The 23727-nt window shown below is 62.2% G+C and carries 25 protein-coding genes and 1 tRNA gene; 14 read left to right on the forward strand and 12 right to left on the reverse strand.

What is annotated here, in order from left to right:
• Nucleotides 1-5: 5 nt before the first annotated feature.
• The 4 genes from HV670_RS23145 to HV670_RS23160 all read right to left on the reverse strand — a co-directional run bounded on the left by HV670_RS23145 (nucleotide 6) and on the right by HV670_RS23160 (nucleotide 3001).
• Nucleotides 6-296: a BolA family protein gene (locus tag HV670_RS23145; RefSeq protein WP_175107342.1), complete on the reverse strand. Its 291-nt coding sequence runs from the start codon at nucleotides 294-296 to the stop codon at nucleotides 6-8.
• Nucleotides 293-823 (reverse strand): septation protein A, encoded by a 531-nt coding sequence (locus HV670_RS23150; RefSeq protein WP_175107343.1) that lies wholly within the window; start codon nucleotides 821-823, stop codon nucleotides 293-295. Before HV670_RS23150 ends, HV670_RS23145 begins: the two co-directional genes overlap by 4 nt.
• A gap of 89 nt (nucleotides 824-912) precedes the next feature.
• Complete coding sequence (gene msrB, locus HV670_RS23155) at nucleotides 913-1317, reverse strand: peptide-methionine (R)-S-oxide reductase MsrB (RefSeq protein ID WP_175107344.1); 405 nt, start codon at nucleotides 1315-1317, stop codon at nucleotides 913-915.
• Between the two features lie 163 nt (nucleotides 1318-1480).
• Nucleotides 1481-3001 carry a protein adenylyltransferase SelO gene (locus HV670_RS23160; protein WP_425511458.1) on the reverse strand — a complete coding sequence of 507 codons (1521 nt, stop codon included), beginning with the start codon at nucleotides 2999-3001 and terminating at the stop codon, nucleotides 1481-1483.
• Nucleotides 3002-3218: 217 nt separating this feature from the next.
• Here HV670_RS23160 and HV670_RS23165 point away from each other — a divergent pair, with 217 nt between their 5' ends.
• The 7 genes from HV670_RS23165 to HV670_RS23195 all read left to right on the forward strand — a co-directional run bounded on the left by HV670_RS23165 (nucleotide 3219) and on the right by HV670_RS23195 (nucleotide 11348).
• Nucleotides 3219-4853 (forward strand): 3-(methylthio)propionyl-CoA ligase, encoded by a 1635-nt coding sequence (locus HV670_RS23165; protein WP_175107368.1) that lies wholly within the window; start codon nucleotides 3219-3221, stop codon nucleotides 4851-4853.
• 228 nt (nucleotides 4854-5081) lie between these two features.
• Nucleotides 5082-7163 carry a 3-hydroxyacyl-CoA dehydrogenase NAD-binding domain-containing protein gene (locus tag HV670_RS23170; protein WP_175107345.1) on the forward strand — a complete coding sequence of 694 codons (2082 nt, stop codon included), beginning with the start codon at nucleotides 5082-5084 and terminating at the stop codon, nucleotides 7161-7163.
• A 148-nt stretch (nucleotides 7164-7311) separates the two neighbouring features.
• Nucleotides 7312-7950: a bifunctional nicotinamidase/pyrazinamidase gene (gene pncA, locus HV670_RS23175; RefSeq protein ID WP_175107346.1), complete on the forward strand. Its 639-nt coding sequence runs from the start codon at nucleotides 7312-7314 to the stop codon at nucleotides 7948-7950.
• A gap of 492 nt (nucleotides 7951-8442) precedes the next feature.
• Nucleotides 8443-8871, forward strand: a complete 429-nt coding sequence (locus HV670_RS23180) for a PaaI family thioesterase (RefSeq protein ID WP_175107347.1) — start codon at nucleotides 8443-8445, stop codon at nucleotides 8869-8871.
• A gap of 145 nt (nucleotides 8872-9016) precedes the next feature.
• Nucleotides 9017-10015 carry an NADP-dependent oxidoreductase gene (locus tag HV670_RS23185; protein WP_175107348.1) on the forward strand — a complete coding sequence of 333 codons (999 nt, stop codon included), beginning with the start codon at nucleotides 9017-9019 and terminating at the stop codon, nucleotides 10013-10015.
• A gap of 164 nt (nucleotides 10016-10179) precedes the next feature.
• The gene (gene dusA / locus HV670_RS23190; RefSeq protein ID WP_175107349.1) at nucleotides 10180-11163 is read left to right on the forward strand and encodes a tRNA dihydrouridine(20/20a) synthase DusA; all 984 of its coding nucleotides are present in this window, start codon (nucleotides 10180-10182) and stop codon (nucleotides 11161-11163) included.
• Nucleotides 11164-11272: 109 nt separating this feature from the next.
• Nucleotides 11273-11348 (forward strand) — tRNA-His (locus tag HV670_RS23195).
• 200 nt (nucleotides 11349-11548) lie between these two features.
• Here the strand turns inward: HV670_RS23195 and HV670_RS23200 are convergent.
• The 8 genes from HV670_RS23200 to lexA all read right to left on the reverse strand — a co-directional run bounded on the left by HV670_RS23200 (nucleotide 11549) and on the right by lexA (nucleotide 16634).
• Complete coding sequence (locus tag HV670_RS23200) at nucleotides 11549-11899, reverse strand: hypothetical protein (RefSeq protein ID WP_246257860.1); 351 nt, start codon at nucleotides 11897-11899, stop codon at nucleotides 11549-11551.
• Between the two features lie 219 nt (nucleotides 11900-12118).
• Entirely contained in the window at nucleotides 12119-12298 is a 180-nt protein-coding gene (locus HV670_RS32060; RefSeq protein WP_343054489.1) for a hypothetical protein, read from the reverse strand.
• Nucleotides 12276-12806, reverse strand: a complete 531-nt coding sequence (locus tag HV670_RS23205) for a GntR family transcriptional regulator (protein WP_343054490.1) — start codon at nucleotides 12804-12806, stop codon at nucleotides 12276-12278. Before HV670_RS23205 ends, HV670_RS32060 begins: the two co-directional genes overlap by 23 nt.
• 4 nt (nucleotides 12807-12810) lie before the next feature.
• On the reverse strand, nucleotides 12811-13257 hold the full coding sequence (hpxZ, locus tag HV670_RS23210) for an oxalurate catabolism protein HpxZ (RefSeq protein WP_217478499.1): 447 nt from the start codon (nucleotides 13255-13257) through the stop codon (nucleotides 12811-12813).
• Entirely contained in the window at nucleotides 13254-13934 is a 681-nt protein-coding gene (locus HV670_RS23215; RefSeq protein WP_175107350.1) for a cysteine hydrolase family protein, read from the reverse strand. The genes hpxZ and HV670_RS23215 overlap by 4 nt, the downstream gene beginning before the upstream one ends.
• A 109-nt stretch (nucleotides 13935-14043) precedes the next feature.
• On the reverse strand, nucleotides 14044-14727 hold the full coding sequence (gene biuH, locus HV670_RS23220) for a biuret amidohydrolase (protein WP_175107351.1): 684 nt from the start codon (nucleotides 14725-14727) through the stop codon (nucleotides 14044-14046).
• A 487-nt stretch (nucleotides 14728-15214) separates the two neighbouring features.
• Entirely contained in the window at nucleotides 15215-15883 is a 669-nt protein-coding gene (locus HV670_RS23225) for a hypothetical protein (protein ID WP_175107352.1), read from the reverse strand.
• A gap of 91 nt (nucleotides 15884-15974) precedes the next feature.
• Nucleotides 15975-16634, reverse strand: coding sequence for a transcriptional repressor LexA (gene lexA, locus HV670_RS23230; RefSeq protein WP_175107353.1), 660 nt, complete (start codon nucleotides 16632-16634; stop codon nucleotides 15975-15977).
• A gap of 339 nt (nucleotides 16635-16973) precedes the next feature.
• Here lexA and HV670_RS23235 point away from each other — a divergent pair, with 339 nt between their 5' ends.
• The 7 genes from HV670_RS23235 (at nucleotide 16974) to rpsF (ending at nucleotide 23724) form a co-directional block, all read left to right on the forward strand.
• Complete coding sequence (locus HV670_RS23235) at nucleotides 16974-17975, forward strand: sulfate ABC transporter substrate-binding protein (protein WP_175107372.1); 1002 nt, start codon at nucleotides 16974-16976, stop codon at nucleotides 17973-17975.
• A gap of 9 nt (nucleotides 17976-17984) precedes the next feature.
• Nucleotides 17985-18863, forward strand: coding sequence for a sulfate ABC transporter permease subunit CysT (gene cysT / locus HV670_RS23240; protein WP_175107354.1), 879 nt, complete (start codon nucleotides 17985-17987; stop codon nucleotides 18861-18863).
• Nucleotides 18860-19834, forward strand: coding sequence for a sulfate ABC transporter permease subunit CysW (cysW, locus tag HV670_RS23245; protein WP_175107355.1), 975 nt, complete (start codon nucleotides 18860-18862; stop codon nucleotides 19832-19834). Before cysT ends, cysW begins: the two co-directional genes overlap by 4 nt.
• Complete coding sequence (locus tag HV670_RS23250) at nucleotides 19831-20907, forward strand: sulfate/molybdate ABC transporter ATP-binding protein (protein WP_175107356.1); 1077 nt, start codon at nucleotides 19831-19833, stop codon at nucleotides 20905-20907. Before cysW ends, HV670_RS23250 begins: the two co-directional genes overlap by 4 nt.
• Nucleotides 20908-20928: 21 nt before the next feature.
• Nucleotides 20929-21855: a CysB family HTH-type transcriptional regulator gene (locus HV670_RS23255; protein ID WP_175107357.1), complete on the forward strand. Its 927-nt coding sequence runs from the start codon at nucleotides 20929-20931 to the stop codon at nucleotides 21853-21855.
• 147 nt (nucleotides 21856-22002) lie between these two features.
• Nucleotides 22003-23085, forward strand: a complete 1083-nt coding sequence (locus tag HV670_RS23260; protein ID WP_175107358.1) for an asparaginase domain-containing protein — start codon at nucleotides 22003-22005, stop codon at nucleotides 23083-23085.
• A 264-nt stretch (nucleotides 23086-23349) separates the two neighbouring features.
• Nucleotides 23350-23724 (forward strand): 30S ribosomal protein S6, encoded by a 375-nt coding sequence (gene rpsF, locus HV670_RS23265; RefSeq protein WP_175107359.1) that lies wholly within the window; start codon nucleotides 23350-23352, stop codon nucleotides 23722-23724.
• Nucleotides 23725-23727: the final 3 nt, after the last annotated feature.

The following is a 23727-nucleotide window of genomic DNA, read 5'->3' on the forward strand; positions in this document are numbered from 1 at the left end:
GATTCCTAACGAGGCAGGTTATTGAATTCTTCTGGGGTGTAGGCCGCAATTGCGAGTGCATGAATACCGTTTCGCATCGCATCGGCCAGCGCATCATACACTAGCCGGTGCCGCGCCACGCGGCTCTTGCCGGCGAATACGGGTGTCACGATGGTGACATTGAAGTGCCCTCCCGAAGCCGCGCCCGGATGCCCTGCGTGACGTGCGCCGTCGTCTTCGACGACCAGGCGCACCGGTGCGAGGGTGGCGTTCAGACGGGCTTCGATGAGTTCGGTGGAGATCGTGGTCATGATCATTCTTCCTTCATATAACGGGCCAGCCAGAAGCTCTGCGCGATGATGAACACGACCATGCATCCGATCCCGCCATAGAGTTTGAAGTTGACCCAGACATCAGTCGAAAAGTGATAGAGGATCACAAGGTTCGCGATGCCGAGCAGTGTGAAGAACACCACCCACGCGAACGTCAACTGCTTCCAGACCGGATCGGGCAGCTTGAGCTCTTTGCCCATCGTTGTCTTGAGCAGGTCCTTGCCGAACCCGAAACGCGATGCCGCGAGTGCGAGGGCGAAGAACCAGTAGGCGACGGTCGGCTTCCATTTGATGAAGAGGTCATTGTGAAGCACGAGCGTCGCACCGCCGAGCACGACGATGACCGCCAGACTGACCCACTGGAGCGGATCGACTTTCCGGTGGCGGAATGCGACCCACGCGATTAGGACAAGTGAGGCAGCAATCGAGATCGCCGTCGCGGTGTAGATGTTCGTCAGCTTGTAGGCGACGAAAAACAGAATGATCGGGAAGAAGTCGAATAGAAGTTTCATGCAGAGTCCGGTAGCGGCCGCCAGCTACCCAGGCCATGTCTGGGCACGTCTGGCGCGCGGCGCATGAGGGCGTCGCGCGGCCGTCGGGTTTATTTCTGGCTGCCGGGCTCGAATTGTAGCGCAGCCGAGTTGATGCAATACCGGTCGCCGGTATCGCTCGGGCCGTCGGGGAAGACGTGGCCCAGATGCGCGTCGCAGACTTTGCAGCGCACTTCGACACGTACCATCCCGTGCGATACGTCGCGAAGCTCGTTGATCAACTCGCCGTTGAGCGGGCGATCGAAGCTGGGCCAGCCGCAGCCCGCATCGAACTTGTTCGACGATTCGAACAGTTCGGCGCCGCAGCAGACGCATTTGTAGACCCCCTTGTCCCAGTGATCCCAGTAGCGGCCTGTAAAGGGTCGCTCGGTCGCGGCGTGACGGGTTACCTGGTATTCGATCTCCGACAGTTCCTTCTTGTAGTCGGCATCGGTCTTGGTCGGCGCGGTGCTCATTTCAGGCCTCTCGTTGAATTCACTCTGCTTTGGTCGGGCGGAGCGCTGATTCCTTACAGTTTTTTCCGAATCTCGCCGATGCACGCAAGTGAGCGGCGCAGGCAAGCGTGATGGGGGCTGGCCGTCGTCAACGTGCAACCCATGCTTCGGTTCAGCGCTGCGTTCAGGACGAGCAGCTCACTTCGAGCTCGCTCGCCCATGAAGGCGGCAGCGCGGCATAGGCCTCGCTGCCCGGTTGTTCGTCGAACGGATGGCGCAGCACCGCGAGAAGGCGGTCGACTTCGCTGAAATCCTTCTCGTTGGCCAGGCGGATCGCCGTTTCGGCCAGGTGGTTGCGCAATACGTATTTGGGGTTGACGCGGTTCATTGCAATCGCTCGCGCGGCATCGTCACGCGTCTCGCCCGCAAGGCGCGCGCGGTATTCGGCAAGCCACCCGTCGATCGCGGCACGATCGATGAACAGGTCGCGCACCGGAGCATCGCCTTGTGTCCCGTCGCGCGTGACGCCCGCCAGATGCCGGAACGTCAGCGTGAAGTCGGCGCGATTGGCCTGCATGACTTCGAACAGGCGGTTCGCGAGCGCGTCGTCGCCGTCCCGCGTTTGGGCGAGACCGAGCTTCGCGCGCATCATCCGGTCGAGCGCGCCGGCGAAATGGCCCCGATAGGTTTCGAGCGTGCCCTGGGCCGCTTCGACCGCGGCTTCGCCTTCGCCGAGCAGGGGCAACAGCGCCTGTGCGAGGCAGAAGAGGTTCCAGTAGGCAACCTGTGGCTGGTTCTTGTACGCGTAGCGGCCGCGGCTATCGGTGTGGTTGCAGATGTGATTCGCATCAAAACCATCCAGGAAGCCGTAGGGCCCATAGTCGATCGTCAGGCCGAGGATCGACATATTGTCCGTGTTCATCACACCATGGCAGAACCCGACCGCCTGCCAGTGCGCGATCATGATCGCCGTGCGCTCGACGACTTCGGCGAGCAGGGCGAGATAGGGGTTGGCGGCCTGGCGGCAGGCCGGGTAGAGCCGGTCGATCACATGATCGGCCAGTTGCCGCACGCGGTCGGGCTGGTCATGGGAAAACCAGTGCTCGAAGTGGCCGAAACGCACGAAGCTAGGCGCCACGCGGGTGACGACCGCGGCAGTCTCGATCTCCTCGCGGCGCACGGGGGCATCCGAACCCACGATGCATAGTGCACGCGTGGTCGGGATGCCGAGGTGATGCATCGCCTCGGAACACAGGAATTCGCGAATCGACGAGCGGAGCACGGCGCGACCGTCGCCCATTCTCGAATACGGGGTAAGTCCAGAGCCCTTGAGCTGGATTTCCTGGGGGCCGGCCGGCCCGTTCACCTCGCCGAGCAGCAGCGCGCGGCCGTCGCCGAGCTGGCCCGCCCAGACGCCGAACTGATGGCCCGAGTAGACCGAGGCGAGCGGCAGGGCGTCGTCGCTGAGTTCGCGGGTCAGGTTGCCGGCAAACCATTCAGCAAAGCCGGGCTGCATCGCCGCATCTTCCGGCAGGCCGATGAGTTCGGCAGTTTCCGACGAAAAGTCCACCAGATAAGGGGCTGGCAGAGGCGCCGCGGGCAGGCGCGTATAAAACGCACTACCCAATGCCTTGAACGGGTGGGGTGTGCTTTCGGCAAGCGAAAAGGAGAACGCCGGGCTGATCAATGACGACATGGACGACATGGCTTCGGGAAAACGACATATTGAGTGGCGATAGCGCTTGTGGCTATTGTAAGTCCGCTCGCAAGCGTGTGCTGGTGTCTGCACTTGCCACAATTTGAAGGTCTTGCAGGTAGCCCCGCGGATGCGACGCTGCTCGCGGTCTTCTCTGTGCACTGGGTTGGACCTACTTTTCAGGACAGGAGAATCATCGATGTCACTGCCCCTTGCACCCCCGTCGATGGCTGGCCAGATCATGGACATGCCCTTGCTCGTGTCGTCCATTCTTCAGCACGCGGCACGTCATTTCGGTACAACCGAAATCGTCTCCCGGCGTGTCGAGGACAACCTTCTGCATCGCTATACCTGGCGCGACTGCGAGGTCCGCTCCAAGCAGCTCGCCCAGGCGCTTGCACGTCTAGGCGTCGAACGAGGCCAGCGCGTCGGGACGCTTGCGTGGAATACCCACCGGCATGTCGAGGCTTATTACGGCGTGTCGGGCGGCGGCGCGGTCGTGCACATGATCAACCCGCGCCTGTTCTGCGAGCAGTTGACCTTCATCGTCAACGATGCCGACGATCGTGTCGTGATGTTCGATGTGAGCTTCGCCGCGCTCGTTGACGAGCTTGCGCCGCAATGTCCGCAAGTCCGGCACTGGATCGCGATGACCGATCGCGCGACCCTGCCCGCGATGCAAACGCGAGTGCTCTGCTATGAAGACCTGCTCGCCTCGGAAGATGGCGTCTATGAATGGCCCGAGTTCGACGAGCGCAGTGCCTGCGGCCTTTGCTACACCTCGGGGACGACTGGACATCCGAAGGGTGCGCTCTACACGCACCGCTCGAATGTGCTGCATGCGATGGCCTCCGCGATGCCTGATGGTCTCGGTCTGTCCTCGCGCAATGTGGTCATGCCGGTGGTGCCGATGTTCCACGTCAATGCATGGGGCATCCCTTATTCGAGCGCGGTGGTCGGTGCGAAGCTCGTGCTGCCCGGACGGGCCCTCGACGGCGCGTCGGTCTACGAGCTCATCGAACGGGAGAAGGTCACCTTCGCCGCGGGCGTGCCGACGGTCTGGCTTGCGTTGCTCAATCATGTCGAACAGGCCGGCGTGCGATTTTCGACACTCGAGCGCACGCTGGTCGGTGGCTCTGCGCTGCCGCCTTCGATGCAAGACGCATTTCAGGACAAGTACGGCGTTCAGGCCATTCACGCATGGGGGATGACCGAGATGTCGCCGCTCGGCACGGTCTGCAAACTGAGTGCGAGCCTCGCGGAGCGCTCGCCCGAAGCGCAGCAGCATTCGCTGCGCAAGCAGGGCCATGCTTTGTTCGGCGTCGATATGAAAATCGTCGACGACCACGGTACGGAATTGCCATGGGACGGCACCACGTTCGGCGACCTTCATGTGCGCGGCCTGTGGGTGATCGAGCGCTATTTCAACCATGACGAATCGCCCTTGAAGGACGGCTGGTTTCCGACCGGCGATGTCGCGACGATCGATGCCGACGGATATATGCAGATTACCGACCGCAGCAAGGATGTCGTGAAGTCCGGCGGGGAATGGATCAGTTCGATCGACGTCGAGAACATTGCGATCGCCCATCCCGGTGTCGCCGAAGCCGCCTGCATCGCGGCTCGCCATCCCAAATGGGCTGAACGGCCCTTGCTCGTGGTCGTGCGCAAGCCGGGTGCGCACGTCACGCGCGACGAATTGCTCGAGTTCTATGTGGACAAGGTCGCGAAATGGTGGATTCCCGACGAGGTCGTGTTCGTCAACGAGCTGCCGCATACCGCGACGGGCAAGATTCAGAAACTCAAACTGCGCGCTCATTTCGCCGACTACCTGGTCGAGCATGCCGGGGCCGCACAGTAGGCGCGGGCAAGGGCGAAACTCGGGCAGGAAGGCTTCAACCAAGCCCCACCTCAGCATCGACTGGAATTGAACGATCGTTCTTTTCTGGGTATGCTTGTTTCCATTCAATCTGGCGGCACGCGGGATGGGGTGATGCAGGGCAGATCTGGCGCCGCGCCTTGTCGAGCGCCTTGCATCCGCCGTCTGGCGGGTCCGCAAGCCAATGAGGCATGGAGGAAGACAGATGGCATGACGTATTCGACGCAGGACGGCGTAGCCGTCATCACCTTTGACAACCCGCCGGTCAACGGCCTGAACCATGTGACACGCGCGGGGATTGTCGAGAACCTCAAGCGCGCGCAGGACGATGCGCAGATCGTGGCGATCGTGCTCACCGGTGGAGGCAAGGTTTTCTCCGGCGGGGCCGACATCACGGAGTTCAATACGCCCAAGGCGCTTGCGGAACCCCATCTGCACACGCTGATCGCCGCGGTCGAGGCGAGCCCCAAACCGGTGGTCGCCGCGATTCACCAGCTCGCGATGGGCGGCGGGCTCGAACTCGCGCTCGGAGCTCACTATCGCGTCGCGACGCCGGGCGCGCAGATTGCCTTGCCTGAAGTCAAGATCGGCCTCCTGCCGGGGGCCGGCGGCACCCAGCGCCTGCCGCGCGCGATCGGCTTGCAGCGGGCACTGACGATGATCGTCTCCGGTGAACCCGCGCGCTCCGAAGCGCTCGCGGACGGCACCTTGTTCGACGAGATCGTCACGGGCGACCTCCTAGAAGGTGCGGTCGCGTTCGCACGGAGAATTGCGGCGAAAGCCGGACCGCTGCCGCGCGTGCGCGACCGGGAGATCGAGGCGACCGATCCCGATGCGATTCTCCAGCGTGCTCGCGATGGGATCGCGACTGCGAGCGCGCGCTTTCCGGCTCCCGGCAAATGTATCGAATCGGTCGAATACGGCCTGCGCCACGGCTTCGATGCGGGCCTCATCCGCGAGCGCGAAGGCTTCACCGCACTGCTCCAGACACCTGAAAGCCGCGCCTTGCGGCATGCGTTCTTCGGCGAGCGGGCGGCCTCCAAGATTCCCGATGTGCCTGCGCACACTCCTGTGCGCCCGATTCGCGAGATTGGCGTGATCGGCGCGGGCACCATGGGAGGCGGCATTGCGATGAACTTCATCAATGCGGGCCTGCCCGTCGTGCTGGTCGAAACCACCCAGCCGGCGCTTGACCGCGGGCTCGCCACGATTCGCAAGAACTACGAGAGCAACGTCCGCAAGGGCAAGCTCACGGTCGAGCAACTCGAGGCGCGCATGAAGCTGATCCGGCCCACCCTGTCCTACGACGATTTGAAGACGGCCGACCTAATCGTCGAAGCGGTGTTCGAGGAGCTGTCGGTCAAGGAGCAAGTGTTCCGGAAACTCAACGCGATCGCCAAGCCTGGCGCGATCCTTGCATCGAACACGTCGACGCTCGACTTGAACACGATCGCCGCTTTCACGAACCGGCCGCGGGACGTCGTCGGCATGCATTTTTTCAGCCCGGCGAATGTGATGAAGCTCCTCGAGGTCGTGCGCGGCGCGCAGACCGAGAAAGACGTGCTGGCGACCGTCATGGCGTTGGCCAAAAAAATTTGCAAGACGGCTGTCGTGTCGGGCGTCTGTGACGGCTTCATCGGCAACCGCATGGTCGAACAGTACCTGCGGCAGGCCTTGTCGCTGCTCGAGGAGGGCGGCTTGCCCGCACAGATCGACCGCGCGATCGAGCAGTTCGGTTTTGCCATGGGCCCGTTCAGGATGAGCGACCTCGCGGGCAACGATATCGGCTCGGCGATCCGTAAGCGCCGCGGCCTCGAACACCCGGAGAGGGTCTATTCGAAGATCGCCGACCGCTTGTGCGAGGCCGGCCGCTTCGGCCAGAAGACCGGTGCGGGTTGGTACGATTACAAGCCCGGCGAGCGCACCGCCTTGCCCTCCACACAGGTCGACGACATGATCGTGGCCTATTCTGGTGAGAGAGGGGCCAAGCGCCGTGCGATCGGCGATGAGGAAATTGTCGAGCGGCTCGTCTTCGCACTGGTCAACGAAGGTGCGAAAATTCTCGACGAGGGCATTGCGTCGAAAGCCTCTGACATCGACATGGTTTATCTGACCGGCTATGGCTTCCCACTTTTCCGCGGCGGGCCGATGCTCTATGCCGACACCGTCGGTCTTGCGCGTGTGCAGGCGGCGATAGAGCGGTATGCTGCTGCCTCGGGTGATGCGTTCTGGGCACACCCGGCCGCGCTGCTGACGCGGCTTGCAAAGGAAGGGCGCGGGTTCAATCGCTGAGCTTGGGTGGATGCGGATCCGCCCACTGAGGGGTGGGGTCCCGCCAGGACGGAAGGTGCGGGTCGGGCGTCGGAGGACGCGTATTCGACTGCCGAGTGGCAGGACTGGGCGTTTCGCGCTCGTTTTTCATCCGATCAAAGGAGTTTCGATGCGACCGTCGAGCGATGTGTTGCTGGTCGTCGACGTGCAATACGACTTCATGCCAGGCGGTGCGCTGGCGGTGCCCTTTGGCGACGAGGTCGTCGCACCGATCAACCGGCTCGCGAAGGGGTTTTCCCACGTCGTGCTCACGCAGGATTGGCATCCGGCCGATCATGCATCGTTTGCCGTCAACCACCCGGGCTCGAAGCCGTTTGCGCGCACACACATGCCTTATGGCGAACAGGTGCTGTGGCCTTCGCACTGTGTGCAAGGTACGCGCGGCGCGCAGCTTCATGAAGGGTTGTCGATTCCGCAGGCGCGGATGCTGATTCGCAAGGGGCATCATCGAGAGGTGGACAGTTATTCCGCGTTTGTCGAAGCTGACCGGGAGACGCCGACGGGGCTGACCGGCTACTTGCGCGAGACCGGCGTGAAGCGCGTGTTTTGCTGCGGCCTTGCGACGGACTTCTGCGTGGCGTGGTCCGCGCTGGATGCGCGCGCGTGCGGCTTCCAGTCATTCGTCATTGAAGAGGCAAGCCGCCCGATCGATCTCGATGGATCGCTTGAAGCAGCGTGGCTCCAGTTCAATGACATGGGAATCGAAAATCTCGAGGTAGACGAAGTGCTCAGCATGGCGGTGGGCTAGGGGGTAGTTTTGGACCCGCTGGCCGAATCTGACGTGGTGGCAGATCGGCGACTGGCAAGGAGCCCAATCCAGGTATAAATTTCAGCCAGCTATATTTTCAATATAACTTCTGAGGACCGAGGTCGCCTCCGGTTCAAGCAGCATAGCCTTCGCTTGGCGCGACGGCGGAGCCACATGCATTCGCCGGGCGTTTATCCTCCACGGGGATCCCTCCATTCGTCAGCTACCCGATCGATCTCCCCACCTTGCGCGACACAGTTCGATCGCGGGGGATGAACATCAATATCGAACCCACTGGAGTCGGAAATTTTTGATAGGCTCTGTCGCTGCCTTAGCCCGTCGGATCTTGACGTCGGCGAGTGGCATGGAAGAAAACCGGGTGTCGGAAGACTGAGTCTTAAGCATCCCGAACACGATAAAGCCGCGACGTTTATCGGCAAGGTCGGTGAAGCGCGTGAATGCTTTGATTACAACATTTGAAGTGGTGTGCTGATGTCTGAATTTATCGAGTTCCCCGTGCGCAGTCCGTTTATCGATGCGCTCGGAATGCGGCTGGTGCGTGCCGAAGATGGTGTGAGCGAAGTCGTCCTGACCCTCGAGCCTCAACACCTGAATGCCTGGGGTGTCGCCCACGGCGGCCTGACGATGTCGATGCTCGATGTTGCGCTCTCGATGGCGGCTCGCAGCGCGGCGAACCAATCGGGTGTGGTCACGGTCGAGATGAACACCAGTTTCATGCAGCCGGGTCGCGGAGAACTTCGCGCCCATGCGCGCGTGATGCATCAATCGAGCACGATGGCTTTCTGCGAAGGCGAAATTCGTGACGCAAGCGGAGCGTTTGTCGCGAAGGCCATCGGCACGTTCAAACACGTGCGCAAGCTGGCGGTCGGACGGGCGATCGTTGAACAGCAAGAGCAGTAGAGCAGTAGAGCAGTAAAGCAGTAAAGCGGTAGCGGAGGCGAAGGCAGCAAACAAAGCGGGCGGCATCAGGTTTGGGTTTCGCCTCAAGCCGATAGCCTTCAAACAAACCGAAAATCCAAGCCGGCACGGACGGAGACGAACCCACATGACCGAGATCAATCACCAGATCCTGCTCGTCTCACGTCCGGAAGGCGAGGTCGAGGCCGCGAACTTCAAGCTCGTCGAGACACCGCTTGCGCCGTTGCAGGATGGCGAGGTCCGGGTACGCAATCATTTTCTCTCACTCGATCCGTATATGCGCGGGCGCATGAACGAAAGCAAGTCATACGCCTCGCCGCAACCCTTGAACGAAGTCATGATCGGCGCGACGGTGGGTCGGGTGGTCGAGTCGAAGAACACCCGATACCAGGTGGGCGACAAGGTCGCCGGCTTCTTCGGGTGGCAAGAGTTCGGCACGTCGGACGGCAGCGCGCTACGCAAGCTCGACGATACGCATATCCCTTTGTCGGCCTACCTCGGCGTGGTCGGGATGCCGGGTGTCACGGCGTGGTACGGACTTAATCGGATCATCGTGCCGAAGGCCGGCGAGACCCTCGCGGTCAGCGCAGCATCGGGCGCGGTCGGTGGTGTGGTTGGTCAGCTTGCGAAGGCAAAGGGCTGTCGTGTGATCGGCATTGCGGGTGGTGCCGACAAGTGCCGCTATGTCGTTGAAGAACTCGGCTTCGACGCGTGCATCGACTACAAGCAAGACAATCTTCACGACGATTTGAAGGCGGCGGCACCCAAGGGCGTCGACGGGTACTTCGAGAATGTCGGCGGTCCAGTGCTCGACGCGATGCTGGCACGGATGAATGCGTTCGGTCGCATTGCGTTGTGCGGGATGATCGCTGGCTATAACGGCCAGCCGATGCCGCTCAAGTCACCGCAGCTCCTGCTGGTGTCGCGCCTCAAGCTCGAAGGCTTTATCGTCAGCGAGCATATGGAAGTCTGGCCTGAAGCGTTGGCAGAACTCGGCGGCCTCGTGGCCCAGAAGAGGCTCAAGTATCGCGAGTCGGTTGCCGAGGGACTCGCCAGTGCGCCTGAAGCGTTCATGGGGCTGCTCAAGGGACGAAACTTCGGCAAGCAGATCGTCAAGCTGGTTTGATGCAAAGCCGGCCAGTCGCCCGGTTCGCGGCGCGCAAAGGGGAGTGTGCTAGCCTATACTAGTGGGTTGGCGGGCATTGTCGTCGTGACTGCATCCTGATCCTCAGGCAGCGGTTGAGGAGAATGACCGACCTGCGGTGAGCCCTAACCCGATTTCGCAACACCATGAAAGCAAGCCCCCGGCGCGTGTCCGTTGCCCCGATGATGGACTGGACGGATCGCCATTGCCGCTATTTTCATCGACTTCTGTCGAAGCACACCTGGCTGTACACCGAGATGGTGACGACAGGTGCGCTGCTGCATGGAGACGTTCCACGGCATCTTGCGTTCAACGACGAGGAGCATCCCATTGCTCTGCAGCTGGGTGGCAGCGAGCCCGGCGATCTGGCCCGGTGCGCGACACTGGCGCAACAATGGGGTTATGACGAGGTCAACCTGAATTGCGGGTGCCCGTCCGAACGCGTTCAACGCGGTGCGTTCGGCGCATGCCTGATGGCCGAGCCGGCGCTGGTTGCCGATTGTGTCAAGGCCATGCGCGATGTGGTGTCGATCCCGGTCACGGTCAAGCATCGCATCGGCATCGACGATGTCAGCGAATACGCCTTTGTGCGCGATTTCGTCGGCACGGTTGCGGATGCTGGCTGTGAAGTATTCATCGTGCATGCCCGGAACGCGATACTCAAAGGTTTGAGCCCAAAGGAGAATCGCGAGATTCCGCCCCTGCGCTATGACTTCGCGTATCAACTCAAGCGGGATTTTCCTTCACTGGAGATCCTGATTAATGGTGGCATCGAGACGTACGAACAGGCGCGGACCCATCTCGAGCATGTCGATGGCGTGATGTTCGGCAGGCAGGCGTATCACGACCCATGGATCCTGGCGGAGGTCGACGCGCTCTTCTATGGAGAGCCGCCCTCGACTTTTACGCGTGCTGACATCGAAGCGCGGATGGCCGAATATGCGGCACGGCTTCTTGCCTCGGGCGGGCATCTGGGGAACATTACGCGCCATATGCTCGGTCTCTACAAAGGCGCGGCGGGTGCGCGAGGCTGGCGCCGGACCTTGTCGGACAACAAGCGTCTGGCGCGTGGGGACCTTTCCGTGTTCGATGAAGCCCGTGGATTTCTCCAGGCCGAAGCGACTGCCTGAAAAAAATCGGACCGAGCCGGAAGAAGCACTAGCAAAAGGCACAATGAGTTTGTATAATCGCTTTCTCTTTGGCGAGCCTTACCGGCAAGCAGAAGACCGTTTCACAGTGGTGGCCGTAGCTCAGTTGGTAGAGTCCTGGATTGTGATTCCAGTCGTCGTGGGTTCGAGTCCCATCGGTCACCCCACTCGAAGCTTTTCGGCGTTGCGTAAAGGATATTCCTCGAATTTGCGTAGCCGATTTGCTCTAAAAAAGCCCTGCATTCGCGGGGCTTTTTTGTTGTTGCATCCAGCCAAGCCGTTCAAAATAATCCGACGAAATTTATCGGACCTCTTTCAGCTTCGCCTCACACCTGGGTCACCCACACATAGAATGCGCAAGTGGCGCCTACAGCCAGTGGAAGCCCTTCGCCATCATGCCGGCCAGTCCGAGCGCGACGGCGATCAGGCCTGCCCAGGTCAGGCGAAAGTCCGTCGCCATGAGCGACCGGATTTCGCGGACGTCCTGCCTGAGGTCCGACACATCCTGTTGAACATGTTCGACGCTCGCTCCGAGCTTGCCTATGCGTGTTTCCGTTCCCCCACCATTTCCGCCCCCATCACCGCCAGTTGGCGAGCGCCGCAGGCGCGATAGCACAAGCGACCGGGGCCGGTCGGTTCGACGTTCCGCAAAAACGGAAGGCGGGGCGGACGCTGTGGCGAGCGTCTCGCCTGCAACCGCGTGATTGTACGAGTCCATAGTATTCGAGCGTGGTGCCAATGGAAGAATCGTATCTCGCGAATCGCAAATTTGTTTGCGCACCCCGACACTTTCCGCATTTTCCCGCGCGTTGTGCGCACAAGCCTACAACACCAGGCGGTCCAGCTCTCTGTACGCACGCTTCAGCCACACTTTGATCCGCTGCTGTTTGAGCAGATCAAGGCCGATGCGTTGAAGGCGGCACGACAGCTGTCGCGCTCATTGTTCCGCCAGCATCGCCTCGCGCGCCTCGCGCAGCATCTGGACGGTGACCTTCTGAACCTCGGATTTGCTTTCTAGAATATGCGAACGGATAAGCAGCGACGCTTCGGTCGCCGAGCGTCGCATGATCAGCTCGAGAATGGCGGCGTGCTCGTCAAAGGTCGTTTCGATGCGCAAAGGCTTCAGGAAATCGAAGCCGGCGCACGACGCGGATCTTCTCTGTCAGTTCCCGATGCACTCGCGCCATCTGTCGATTGCCGGCGAGCTCGACGAGGCCGATGTGAAACGCTTCGTCGAGGCCCGACACTTCGCGCGGGTCGCGGCATCGCTCGGCGGAACCGGCAAGCCAGACACGTGCGAGGGGCTCGAGTGCGGATACGTCCTCGCAATGGCAGAGGCGTTCGATGGCCGCGGTTTCGAGCACGATCCGCATATCGTAGAGTTCGTCGAACAACTCGAAATCGAGCGGCTGCACGGACCATCCGCTACGAAAGGCAACGTCGAGGAATCCTTCGCGTTTGAGCCGGTATAGCGCATCGCGCACGGGTGTGCGCGACACGCCGTAGCGCTGCGCCATTTCAGTTTCGGTGAAGCGTTGGCCCGGCAAGAGCCGGAAATCGAAGATATCGTCCTTGACTCGCGCATAGATGTCTTCGGCCAGCGGGTTCGTCGGACTTCGGGCCATATCTCTAGTACACGGTGAGCTTGTCCGGATTGACGTTGCTGACATGGGCGGAAACGATCTTCCAACCCTCGGGAAAGCGGATCCACATCTGCGACTGGCGTCCGATCAAGGTGGTATCGGGCGCAAGAAATTGCGTGCATGCACTCGCACTGTCGGCGCTGAAGGCGACCACGACAGTTTCACGCAGGCTCCGCTGTGGATGCACGGGTGCCGTGTCGGCCCGAAACGCGTGAATCGCGCCGATGCCATGCGAATGCTCGTGTATGCCGTAGCGGATCGTATGCGGACTGTCCCAGAAGAAGTTGCTCAATACCGCGTTGTCGTGACGCACCAGCGCCGCTTCATATTGATCGAAGACCGCGCGAACTTCGGCTGCGACTTGGGCGAGGTCAACATCGCCTGCGTTCACCGCGCGGTCGGACCGTTCTGCATTGGCCATCTCTTGACTCATGTACGGGCCTCCAGTTCTGCCGTGATCGGCAACAGGTTTTTCAGGGGAGCAGTCCAGCACACGATGCCGCCTTGCGAGCGCAGCATCTCGACGGTCTGGGCGTGGTAATCCGGGAAGTAGCTCGCGGCGGCGTCCTCGACCAGCAGGCATTCGTAGCCGCGATCGTTTGCCTCGCGCAGGGTGGTCTGGACGCAGACTTCGGTGGTCACGCCACAAACGATCAGGCGGTGGATCCCGTGTGCTTCGAGCATCGAGCCCAGTGTCGTCCCATAGAACGCACCTTTGCCGGGCTTGTCGACGACGAGTTCGCCGGGCAGTGGCGCGACCTGCGGGATGATCTGACTGCCGGGCTCGCCGCGCACGAGGAGGCGCCCCATCGGTCCCGGGTCGCCGATGCGGATCTTTGGGTTGCCACGCATCCGCTTCGCAGTCGGGCAATCGGACAGATCGGGCAAGTGAGCCTCGCGCGTGTGCACGATGGTGAGGCCCAGCGCCCGGCCCCAGGAAAGCAGGGCGGCGACAGTCGGCACGATTGCAGCGACTTGGCGGATGTCGTTGCCGAGGGTCGCACCAAAACCGCCGGGCTCGATGAAATCGCGCTGCATGTCGATCGAGACGATCGCGGTCGACTCAGGGTCGAAATGAAACGGGTACGGCAGGGCATCGACTGTGATCATCACGCGGCTCCTGTAACGCCGGCGAGGCAACGAGGCGTGCCCGCCTGGACGGAATGGCGCGACCGGCCGGGATACACCGGTCCCGAAAAGCTGGGCTGTGTGCGTCCTCTCAGCCCAGGGACTTCAGCAATGCTTTTGACTCGGAGACGGTACCGAACACGCCCCCCTGCATCTTCACCATATGCAGTGCCGCGAGGTGGTTGGAGTGGTCGGTGGCCGCGCAGCAGTCAGCCAGCAGCATGCATTCGAAACCACGGTCGTTGGCTTCGCGCATGGTCGTGTGCACACAGACATCGGTCGTGATGCCCGTGAGAATCAGGTTGCGGATGCCCTTCGTGCGAAGAATCAGTTCGAGGTCGGTCGCGCAGAACGAGCCCTTGCCGGGTTTGTCCAGCACGATTTCGCCATCGAGCGGCGCGAGCTCGGGAATGATGTTCCAGCCCGGCTCACCGCGCACGAGGATCTTGCCGCAGGGTCCGGGATCTCCGATGCCCGCGCCGATCCGGCGCGAACGCCAGCGCTTGTTCTCAGGCAGATCCGACAGATCGGGGCGATGACCCTCGCGCGTGTGGATGATCGTGAAGCCGAGCATGCGCATGCGCGAGAGGACGGCGCGAATCGGTTCGATCGGCGCACGCGTGAGCGCAATGTCGTAGCCCATCGAATCGACATAGCCGCCGACACCGCAGAAGTCGGTCTGCATATCGATCACGATCAGCGCGGTGTCGTTCGGTGCGAATTCACCGTCGTAGGGCCACGCGTAGGGGTCGGCATCGACCGGGGGCAGAGACATCGACAAGCTCCTTTTCAGTGTTCAAGGATGGTCAAGAAAAATTCAGGGAGGCGGCTCCGTGTCGAGCCGGGTGTGCGGCGCGCGCTCATCCGGAACGAACGCACAACAATTGTTGTGTACAAGATTGAGCGCCTCTTTACGCAAAGGCTGTGCCAATGAATGCGCACTTATGAACCGTCGATGCCATGACGATCGGGGCGCGATGTGACCCAGCGATCGGACGTGTCATTTCACACGGCCAAGCCACGCATGCAAGGCAGGGAGGGCAGACACCGCCCCGCACGCTAGGGCTGAGAGGCAAGGAAGTCCAATCGACAAATGCCGATCAGTGGATTGGGTCGCAAAAAACAGGAGGGGTGGAACGGGCCCAGGGGCCGCGTCCGACGATCGGCGGCAGAGGCGGGTGCCGCGAGTTGGTGCCGCAAAGCGTCCGAGTTGGTGCCGCACGCACTCCGACGGGGAGACGTGCCAATCCGGTGGGGGGCAGCTAACTCGCCCTTGCCTGGATATTCCCCCTCTGAACGCGCATGGCAAGCCGTGCGCGTTCACGCTCGATCGAGTCGTCGAGGAATCGTGCAACTTCGCTCAGATTGCCCACCATGACGGTTCGGGACGGCGTCGAATAGATCCGCACGGGGTTCAGCGTCGCAGGCTGTGCGCCACGCCGCGACGAAACACGGGCAAACGCGGGTTCCGAAGCGGGTGCCACCGCAATGGCCCTTGCCATAATGGCCATTGGGCGCAGCGTTGCCGCGGCGACCGGCGCTTGTCTCTCCGAGCGCTGAACAGCGGACTCTACGCAAGCCGGGTTCCGGGAAGCCGAAGCGTCGGGCGCCGGGGCTTGCGGATTCCAATCCTCAAGAGACAGCCCTTGGTGAGACAAGTCTTGCGAGACGACACCGGACAAAGCGAGGCCGGCGCCGAACACCGGCGATGCAGCGTGTGCGGACGGTCTGACCGGAGTTCTCGCCGCAGCCGTGGTTCTGGCGGCGACCGCATGCGCGGCAGCCCGCGCTGCTGCGACACGCTGCGACTGACCAGCGGTCCGGATACAGGTCCGAACGAACGAGCGGACCAGCGAGTTCACGAGATTGCCTCGTGGCATACGCCACACGGCACCCAACGCTGCATCGACTTCCATTGCGGTCTTGAACATTTCAAAGTCCCTTCGTTCGGTTTCTGCGCCGCGTACGAGGCCCGGCGCTTCACCGTCGCCCGTCACCCCAATGCGATCACGCTGGATTCAATCAAAAATCGCCAGACCGGATCAATCCGACCGCGATGCCTTCGAGTTCGAAATCCTCACGTCCGGCTGCGACCATGATTGAGGGAAAATCGGGGTTCTCGGCGATCAGCTCGATTCCGCTCGCATGCCGGCGAAAGCGCTTGACCGTCACATCGTCGCCGAGGCGTGCCACGACCACCTGACCGTCGCGCGCCTCGTTGCGCCGCTGGACGGCGAGCAGATCGCCGTCGAAAATGCCCGCGTCGCGCATCGACATCCCGCGTACCTTGAGGAGGTAGTCAGGCGTCGCCGTAAACAATGCGGGATCGACCGAGTAATGTTGCTGAACATGCTCTTGCGCGAGAATCGGACTCCCCGCGGCCACCCGCCCAACCAGCGGCAGCGACAATTGCTGCAAAGCCGGATGTGGAAGCGTGAACTGATGCGGGCCGTCGAATTCCTCGAGTGCTTCGGGCTTGAGCCGGATGCCGCGCGAGGCGCCCGCCGCAAGCTCGAGGACACCCTTGCGCGCAAGCGCGCGCAGGTGCTCTTCAGCGGAATTCGCCGAACTGAATCCCAACTCGGCCGCGATTTCCGCACGCGTCGGCGGGAAGCCCGAGCGCTCGATTGCGCGCCGGATCAGATCGAATACCTGCTGCTGCCGTGCGGTTAATTTGACCATGATCGCAATGAAAGCACTCTGTTAGCTATGGAGAGTAGGTAGCACTGTATGGATGAACAGCTTGCTGTAGTTTTATACAGTACCAAAAATCTTTCAAGCGATCTCTTCGAAAACAGGCATCTTTTTTCACTTAGATTGAAAACGATATAAAAGAATAAGTAACAATTCTTTTTATGTCTGAAAGCATATCGATACACTCGGCCCTCATCCAATAACCAGAAAAGGGCAGCGATGACGTACGGACTCACGCAGGCGAACCGGGGGTGGCGGGCCATCCGCGCAGGGGTCAATGCGCAGGTTGAAGCTTTGGCATCTTCATTGACGTCGGCACTGGGCCGCATGCCCGCAGCGGCGGCAGCGGCGGTGGTCGCCTCGTGCAGCCTGTTCGTCGCCATGCCCGCGCATGCCGATACGACCCTCCTCAACGTCTCGTACGACCCGACCCGCGAGCTCTATCAGGAGTTCGACCAGGCCTTCGCCAAGCACTGGAAACAGACGACCGGCGAGACGGTCGGCTTCAAGCAGTCGCACGGCGGCTCGGGCGCGCAGGCACGTTCAGTGATCGACGGACTCCAGGCCGATGTCGTGACGCTCGCGCTCGCCTACGATATTGATGCGATCGTGGCTAAGGGTTTTATCGAACCCGGCTGGCAGAAGAAGCTGCCGGAGAATGCCGCACCCTATACCTCGACGATCGTATTCCTGGTCCGCAAGGGCAATCCGAAGCACATCAAGGACTGGGACGATCTCGTGAAGCCGGGCGTGTCGATTGTCACGCCGAATCCGAAGACCTCGGGCGGCGCGCGCTGGAACTACCTGGCAGCATGGGCCTATGCCGTGCACAAGCCAGGCGGCAACGCCGATACGGCAAAGCAGTTCGTCGCCGCGCTCTACAAGAATGCGGGTGTGCTCGACTCCGGCGCGCGTGGCGCGACCACGAGCTTCGTCCAGCGCGATATCGGCGACGTGCTGATCGCATGGGAAAACGAAGCCTTCCTGTCGCTCAAGGAGTTCGGGCCGGACAAGTTCGAGATCGTGGTGCCGTCGGTCAGCATTCTCGCGGAGCCGCCGGTCGCCGTGGTCGACAAGGTCGTCGACAGGCACGGCACGCGCAAGGTCGCTGAAGCCTTTCTGCAGTACCTGTATAGCGAAGAGGGGCAGGAAATCGCCGCGCGCAACTTCTATCGCCCGCGCTCGGACAAGGTGCCTGCTGCGCTCACCAAGCAGTTTCCGACGCTTAAGCTCTACACGATCGACGATACGTTCGGTGGCTGGGCCAGCGCGCAGAAGACGCATTTTGCCGACGGCGGCGTATTCGATTCGATCTACCAGACCAAATAAGATTTCCCCATGGCGAGTTTGACGTTCCGCAAACCCAGCGCGCTGCCCGGCTTCGGGCTCACGCTGGGCATCACGATCGCGTATCTGAGCCTGATCGTGCTGATTCCGCTGGTCGCGCTGTTCGCGAAGGCCGCCACGCTCGATCTGCATCAGTTCTTGAGCGCAGTCTGGGCACCGCGTGTCATCGCCTCGTATCGGCTCACCTTCGGCGCCGCGCTGGCCGGCGCACTTATCAACGCGGTGTTCGGCTTTCTCGTCGCCTGGGTGCTGGTGCGCTATGAGTTTCCGTTCAAGCGCGTGGTCGACGCGATCGTCGATCTGCCGTTTGCGCTGCCGACGGCGGTAGCCGGCATTTCGCTCGCGGCCGTCTACGCGCAGAACGGCTGGATCGGCCAGCTTTTCGTGCCCTTGGGCATCAAGATCGCTTTCACGCCGATCGGGGTGTTGATTGCGCTGACCTTTATCGGCCTGCCGTTCGTCGTGCGGACCGTACAGCCGATCCTCGAGGATTTCGAACGCGAGCAGGAGGAAGCGGCCGCCTGCCTCGGTGCGACCCGTTGGCAGACGTTCCGGCGCGTGGTCCTGCCGGCGCTGACACCCGCGTTGCTGACCGGCTTCGCGCTGGCTTTCGCCCGTGCGCTCGGCGAGTACGGTTCGGTGATCTTCATCGCGGGCAACGTGCCGATGAAGTCCGAAATCACGTCGCTGCTGATCATCACCAAGCTCGAGCAATATGACTACGCGGGCGCAACCGCGCTGGCCGTCGTGATGCTGCTTGTTTCGTTCGTCCTGCTGCTGGGGATCAACACACTACAGTGGTGGCTCCAGCATCGCGTGAGCCGCGCCGCCGGCGCGAACCGCCCTCCGATCGAGGCCTTGCACGCATGAGCGCGGATATCGCAAAGAACAAGGTCGAGGCGAGAGCACGCCATGCCGCGGAAGCGGCCGAGGTGCGTGCACGCGCGGAACGGCTTCGGGCGACGACCGAACGGGCCTGGGTCCGCGTCACGCTGATCGCAGTTGCCTTGCTGTTTCTCGCCTGCTTCCTGGTCGTGCCGCTGGTGTCGGTGTTCGTGCAGGCATTTTCGAAGGGCGTCGAATACTATCTGGCCTCGCTGGCCGATCCGGACGCATGGTCGGCGATCAAGCTGACGCTGTTGACGGCGGTGATCGCCGTGCCGTTGAACGTCGTGTTCGGGCTGACGGCGTCCTGGGCGATCGCGAAATTCGAGTTTCGCGGCAAGAGCTTCCTGACCACCTTGATCGACTTGCCGTTCTCGGTGTCGCCCGTGATCGCGGGCCTCGTCTACGTGCTGATGTTCGGTGCGCAGGGCTGGCTCGGTCCCTGGCTCCAGGACCGCGATGTACAGATCATCTTCGCGGTGCCGGGTATCGTGCTCGCGACCATCTTCGTGACCTTTCCGTTCGTCGCGCGCGAACTGATCCCGCTGATGCAGGCACAGGGCACCGACGAGGAGGAGGCCGCGCGCGTGCTCGGCGCCTCGGGCTGGCAGATCTTCCGCCGCATCACGCTGCCCAATGTCAAATGGGGCCTGCTGTACGGCGTGATTCTCTGCAATGCGCGTGCAATGGGTGAGTTCGGCGCGGTGTCAGTGGTGTCGGGCCATATCCGCGGCTCGACCAACACGATGCCGTTGCATGTCGAGATTCTCTATAACGAATACAACTTCGCGGCGGCGTTTGCCGTGGCCTCGCTGCTCGCCCTGCTGGCGCTCGTGACGCTGGGCCTGAAGCTGCTGGCCGAGCGCAAGATGGCGCAGCAACTGGACGGGCGGGGCGAAGGCGTTCGCGAGGCCGGTGCTGAGGCAGGCAAAACGGTGGTATCGGAGTCACTATGAGCATCAAGGTTCGCAATCTTCACAAGCAATTTGGCGACTTCGTCGCACTCGATGATGTCTCGCTCGATTTTCCGTCCGGTGAGCTCGTCGCCTTGCTTGGCCCCTCAGGTTGCGGCAAGACCACGCTGCTGCGCGTGATTGCCGGGCTCGAGCATGCCGACCGGGGGCAGGTGGTGCTGCACGGTAGCGATGTCGTCGATGTCGGCGCGCGTGAGCGCCAGGTGGGTTTCGTGTTCCAGCACTATGCGCTGTTCAGGCATATGACCGTGTTCGAGAACGTTGCATTCGGGCTGCGAGTCAAGCCGCGTGCCGAACGGCCGAGCGAACGGACGATTCGCACCAAGGTGCATGAGCTGTTGCAGCTCGTCCAGCTCGACTGGCTTGCAGACCGCTATCCGTCCGAGCTGTCGGGTGGCCAGCGCCAGCGTATCGCGCTGGCGCGCGCCCTGGCAGTCGAGCCTAAAGTGTTACTGCTCGACGAACCGTTCGGCGCGCTCGATGCCAAAGTTCGCAAGGAATTGCGCAGCTGGCTGCGCCGGCTTCACGACGAACTGCACATTTCGACGCTGTTCGTCACGCACGACCAGGAAGAGGCGCTCGAAGTGGCCGACCGGATCGTCGTGCTCAATCGTGGCGGGGTCGAACAGGTCGGCAGTCCGCAAGAGGTCTACGACCATCCGCAAACACCCTTCGTCTACGAGTTCCTTGGTGCGGCCAATCAGTTGAAGGGGCATGTCGACAGCAAAGGCTTCCTGGTCGATGGCGCGCACCGCGCGATCACGGCCGAGGCACCGTTCGAGGGGCGCGCCTATGCGTATGTGCGGCCGCACGACCTGTTGCTGTTCCCGCGCCTCGAGGCTGAGTCGACCCACGCCGACGGTATCGTCGTCGATGTCCAGCGCGTGGTGCCGCTCGGCGGCCAGGTGCGCGTCGAACTCAGTGTGCCGACCGGCGGCGTGCTCGAGGCGGAACTCGACCGCGAGACATGGCGCGGGCTCAAGCTCAGTGTCGGCGACGGCGTGACCGCCGTGCCGCGTGAGCTGCGTGTGTTCCCCGCTGCGGCGCGTCGTTAAAAAGAAAAGCGGAGATCCATTTTGAACTTCCAGCAATTGCGCTTCGTCCGCGAGGCGGTGCGGCAGAACATGAACCTGACCGAGGTCGCCAATGTGCTCTACACGTCGCAGTCCGGCGTGTCCAAGCAGATCAAGGACCTCGAGGACGAGCTCGGCGTCGATATCTTCGTGCGGCGCGGCAAGCGCCTGACCGGGCTCACCGAGCCGGGCAGGGCGGTGCACAAGACGATCGATCGGATGCTGCTCGACGCGGAGAACCTGCGCCGCGTTGCGCGGCAGTTTTCCGAGCACGACGCGGGGCATCTGGTGGTCGCGACCACGCATACCCAGGCGCGTTATGCCTTGCCCAAAGTGATCCAGCAATTCAAGGCGGTGTTCCCGAAGGTGCATCTGGCGTTGCGTCAGGGAAACCCGCAGCAGATCGCGCAGATGATCATCGACGGCGAAGCCGATATCGGCATCTCGACCGAGGCGCTCGATCGCTACCCCGATATCGTGACTTTTCCGTGCTACTCGTGGCGCCACGAAGTCGTGGTACCGAAGGGACACAAACTCGCGTCGGTCGAGAAGCTGACGATCGAGGACCTTGCCGAATTCCCGATCATCACCTATGACCAGGACTTCACGGGCCGCTCGCATATCGACGCGGCGTTCGCCGCGGCCGGTCTCATGCCCGATGTGGTGCTGACGGCGATCGACGCGGACGTGATCAAGACCTATGTCGAGATCGGCATGGGCATCGGCATCGTCGCGGCGATGGCCGTCGATCCCAGGAAGGACACCGAGCTCGTACGCATCGATACGGGCGAGATGTTCGAGGCGAACACGACGCGCATCGGCCTGCGCAAGGGCGCGTTTCTGCGGGCGTACGCCTACAAGCTTATCGAGATGTTCGCCCCGCAGCTCACGGAAGCCGCGATCTCATCGCAACTGCGCGAGGCCGCCTGAGGCGGCATATAGATAGAGGGGAAAAGGGGCGAATGTGAGGCGGGAAATGTGAAGCGAAGACTGTGATTGTGTCAGGTCTGTGACCGCGTCAGGTCCACATGCACATTCTTATGGAAAGTAGACGTCGGTGGTGGCTACAATCGACGCATGACTTCTCCGAACTCTTCCCCTTTGCCACGCATTGCGCTGATCGGCACCGGTGGCACGATTGCCGGTGCGGCGGCAAGTGCCACACAGACCACCGGCTATCAGGCCGGTGCCCTGACGGTATCGCAACTGCTTGAGGCCGTGCCGGCGCTTGGCGCCATAGCACGGATCGACGGCGAACAGCTCGCGTCGATCGACAGCAAGGACATGAGCGTCGAGCTTTGGGTTGAACTGTCGCAACGTCTCGACACCCTGCTCGCGAGCGATGCCGTCGACGGTGCCGTCGTTACGCACGGGACCGATACACTTGAGGAAACCGCCTACTTCCTGCATCTGACGCTGAAGTCCACCAAGCCGGTCGTGCTCACGGCCGCGATGCGGCCGGCGAGCGCGCTATCCGCAGACGGTCCGATGAACCTGCTCAATGCCGTGACCGTCGCGGCGGCGCCGGCTTCGCATGGACGCGGCGTGCTCGTCGCGTTCGCCAACCGGATCCATTCGGCACGCGACATCTCCAAGACCAGCACGTTCTCGGTCGATGCCTTCGAGTCGCCGGAGACGGGCCCGCTTGGCTGGGTTCAGGACGGCCGGGTCGAGTACGTCCGCCGAGCCGAGCGCAGGCATACCATTGCGACACCGTTCAGGCTTGCAGGCGGCAGAGCCGATGCGCAACTCGATGCCGGCGCGCCGGCCGAAGACGTCGGCGTCCTGCACGATGCCGTTTCTCCCTTGCCGACCGTCGGCGTGGTCCACAGCTATGGCGGGGCCTCGCGCATCGCGGTCGATGCATTCGTCGCGGCGGGCGCGACGGGGATTGTCGCGGGCGGCACGGGCGGCGGTTCGCTTCATCATGATCTTCAGCAAGGGCTGGCGGATGCGGCGGCGCGCGGCATCGCGGTGGTGCGCGCGTCGCGGGTGGGCGCGGGCCATATCCTGCGCAATGCATCCGCGCCTGATGACAAACTGGGTTTTGTAAGCGCGGGATCCCTGTCCCCCTTCAAGGCCCGCGTGCTGCTGATGCTCGCGCTCGCGGCGGGACTGCGCGAAGCTGATGTGCTGCAGGGTGTGTTCGATACGTTCTAGCGCGCGCGGCCAGGGTTGGGCAAGTGTACGAACGCGCAGTACCGGGCCGAGATGCAGGGCGTGGACGTGCCGCTCGATCTTGCCCATATCGCACGTCTGTCGCGCGCGTCTGATCTGCGGGCGGCTTGGGGATGCTGGTCGGAAGCGCGTCGATCCAAGCCCGATCGATCTTGTCAAGTGCTCGCCTTCGGGCTACAATCCCCGGTTTCCCCCTTGCCACACCGAACCCGACGCTCGGGTGGCTACGATCCACAAGGAGAGTTCATGCGTCACTACGAAATCGTATTCATCGTGCACCCCGACCAAAGCGAACAGGTCGGCGCGATGATCGAGCGCTACAAGGCGACCATCACTTCGCACGGCGGCCAGATCCACCGTGTCGAAGACTGGGGCCGCCGCCAGTTGGCCTACATGATCGACAAGCTCGCGAAGGCGCACTACGTGTGCCTGAACATCGAGTGCGACCAGACGACTCTGGACGAACTCGAACACGCGTTCAAGTTCAACGATGCCGTGCTGCGTCACCTGATCGTCAAGACGAAGAAGGCTGAAACGGCTCCGTCGCCGATGATGAAGGAAGTGGCGCGCGAAGAGGCCAAGAAGGCCGCCGCAGCACAGCCGAGCGAAGCTTCGGCGTAAGCC

Origin of the sequence: Pararobbsia alpina, from assembly GCF_902859895.1 — a bacterium.
GTDB classification, from domain to species: domain Bacteria; phylum Pseudomonadota; class Gammaproteobacteria; order Burkholderiales; family Burkholderiaceae; genus Pararobbsia; species Pararobbsia alpina.

Excerpts from the sequence above, each read along its gene's own strand:
- HV670_RS23145 (WP_175107342.1), bottom strand. The coding sequence starts at position 296 with ATGATCATGACCACGATCTCCACCGAACTCATCGAAGCCCGTCTGAAC.
- HV670_RS23150 (WP_175107343.1), bottom strand. The coding sequence starts at position 823 with ATGAAACTTCTATTCGACTTCTTCCCGATCATTCTGTTTTTCGTCGCC.
- msrB (WP_175107344.1), bottom strand. The coding sequence starts at position 1,317 with ATGAGCACCGCGCCGACCAAGACCGATGCCGACTACAAGAAGGAACTG.
- HV670_RS23160 (WP_425511458.1), bottom strand. The coding sequence starts at position 3,001 with ATGTCGTCCATGTCGTCATTGATCAGCCCGGCGTTCTCCTTTTCGCTT.
- HV670_RS23165 (WP_175107368.1), top strand. The coding sequence starts at position 3,219 with ATGGCTGGCCAGATCATGGACATGCCCTTGCTCGTGTCGTCCATTCTT.
- HV670_RS23170 (WP_175107345.1), top strand. The coding sequence starts at position 5,082 with ATGACGTATTCGACGCAGGACGGCGTAGCCGTCATCACCTTTGACAAC.
- pncA (WP_175107346.1), top strand. The coding sequence starts at position 7,312 with ATGCGACCGTCGAGCGATGTGTTGCTGGTCGTCGACGTGCAATACGAC.
- HV670_RS23180 (WP_175107347.1), top strand. The coding sequence starts at position 8,443 with ATGTCTGAATTTATCGAGTTCCCCGTGCGCAGTCCGTTTATCGATGCG.
- HV670_RS23185 (WP_175107348.1), top strand. The coding sequence starts at position 9,017 with ATGACCGAGATCAATCACCAGATCCTGCTCGTCTCACGTCCGGAAGGC.
- dusA (WP_175107349.1), top strand. The coding sequence starts at position 10,180 with ATGAAAGCAAGCCCCCGGCGCGTGTCCGTTGCCCCGATGATGGACTGG.
- HV670_RS23200 (WP_246257860.1), bottom strand. The coding sequence starts at position 11,899 with ATGGACTCGTACAATCACGCGGTTGCAGGCGAGACGCTCGCCACAGCG.
- HV670_RS23205 (WP_343054490.1), bottom strand. The coding sequence starts at position 12,806 with ATGGCCCGAAGTCCGACGAACCCGCTGGCCGAAGACATCTATGCGCGA.
- hpxZ (WP_217478499.1), bottom strand. The coding sequence starts at position 13,257 with ATGAGTCAAGAGATGGCCAATGCAGAACGGTCCGACCGCGCGGTGAAC.
- HV670_RS23215 (WP_175107350.1), bottom strand. The coding sequence starts at position 13,934 with ATGATCACAGTCGATGCCCTGCCGTACCCGTTTCATTTCGACCCTGAG.
- biuH (WP_175107351.1), bottom strand. The coding sequence starts at position 14,727 with ATGTCTCTGCCCCCGGTCGATGCCGACCCCTACGCGTGGCCCTACGAC.
- HV670_RS23225 (WP_175107352.1), bottom strand. The coding sequence starts at position 15,883 with ATGTTCAAGACCGCAATGGAAGTCGATGCAGCGTTGGGTGCCGTGTGG.
- lexA (WP_175107353.1), bottom strand. The coding sequence starts at position 16,634 with ATGGTCAAATTAACCGCACGGCAGCAGCAGGTATTCGATCTGATCCGG.
- HV670_RS23235 (WP_175107372.1), top strand. The coding sequence starts at position 16,974 with ATGCCCGCAGCGGCGGCAGCGGCGGTGGTCGCCTCGTGCAGCCTGTTC.
- cysT (WP_175107354.1), top strand. The coding sequence starts at position 17,985 with ATGGCGAGTTTGACGTTCCGCAAACCCAGCGCGCTGCCCGGCTTCGGG.
- cysW (WP_175107355.1), top strand. The coding sequence starts at position 18,860 with ATGAGCGCGGATATCGCAAAGAACAAGGTCGAGGCGAGAGCACGCCAT.
- HV670_RS23250 (WP_175107356.1), top strand. The coding sequence starts at position 19,831 with ATGAGCATCAAGGTTCGCAATCTTCACAAGCAATTTGGCGACTTCGTC.
- HV670_RS23260 (WP_175107358.1), top strand. The coding sequence starts at position 22,003 with ATGACTTCTCCGAACTCTTCCCCTTTGCCACGCATTGCGCTGATCGGC.
- rpsF (WP_175107359.1), top strand. The coding sequence starts at position 23,350 with ATGCGTCACTACGAAATCGTATTCATCGTGCACCCCGACCAAAGCGAA.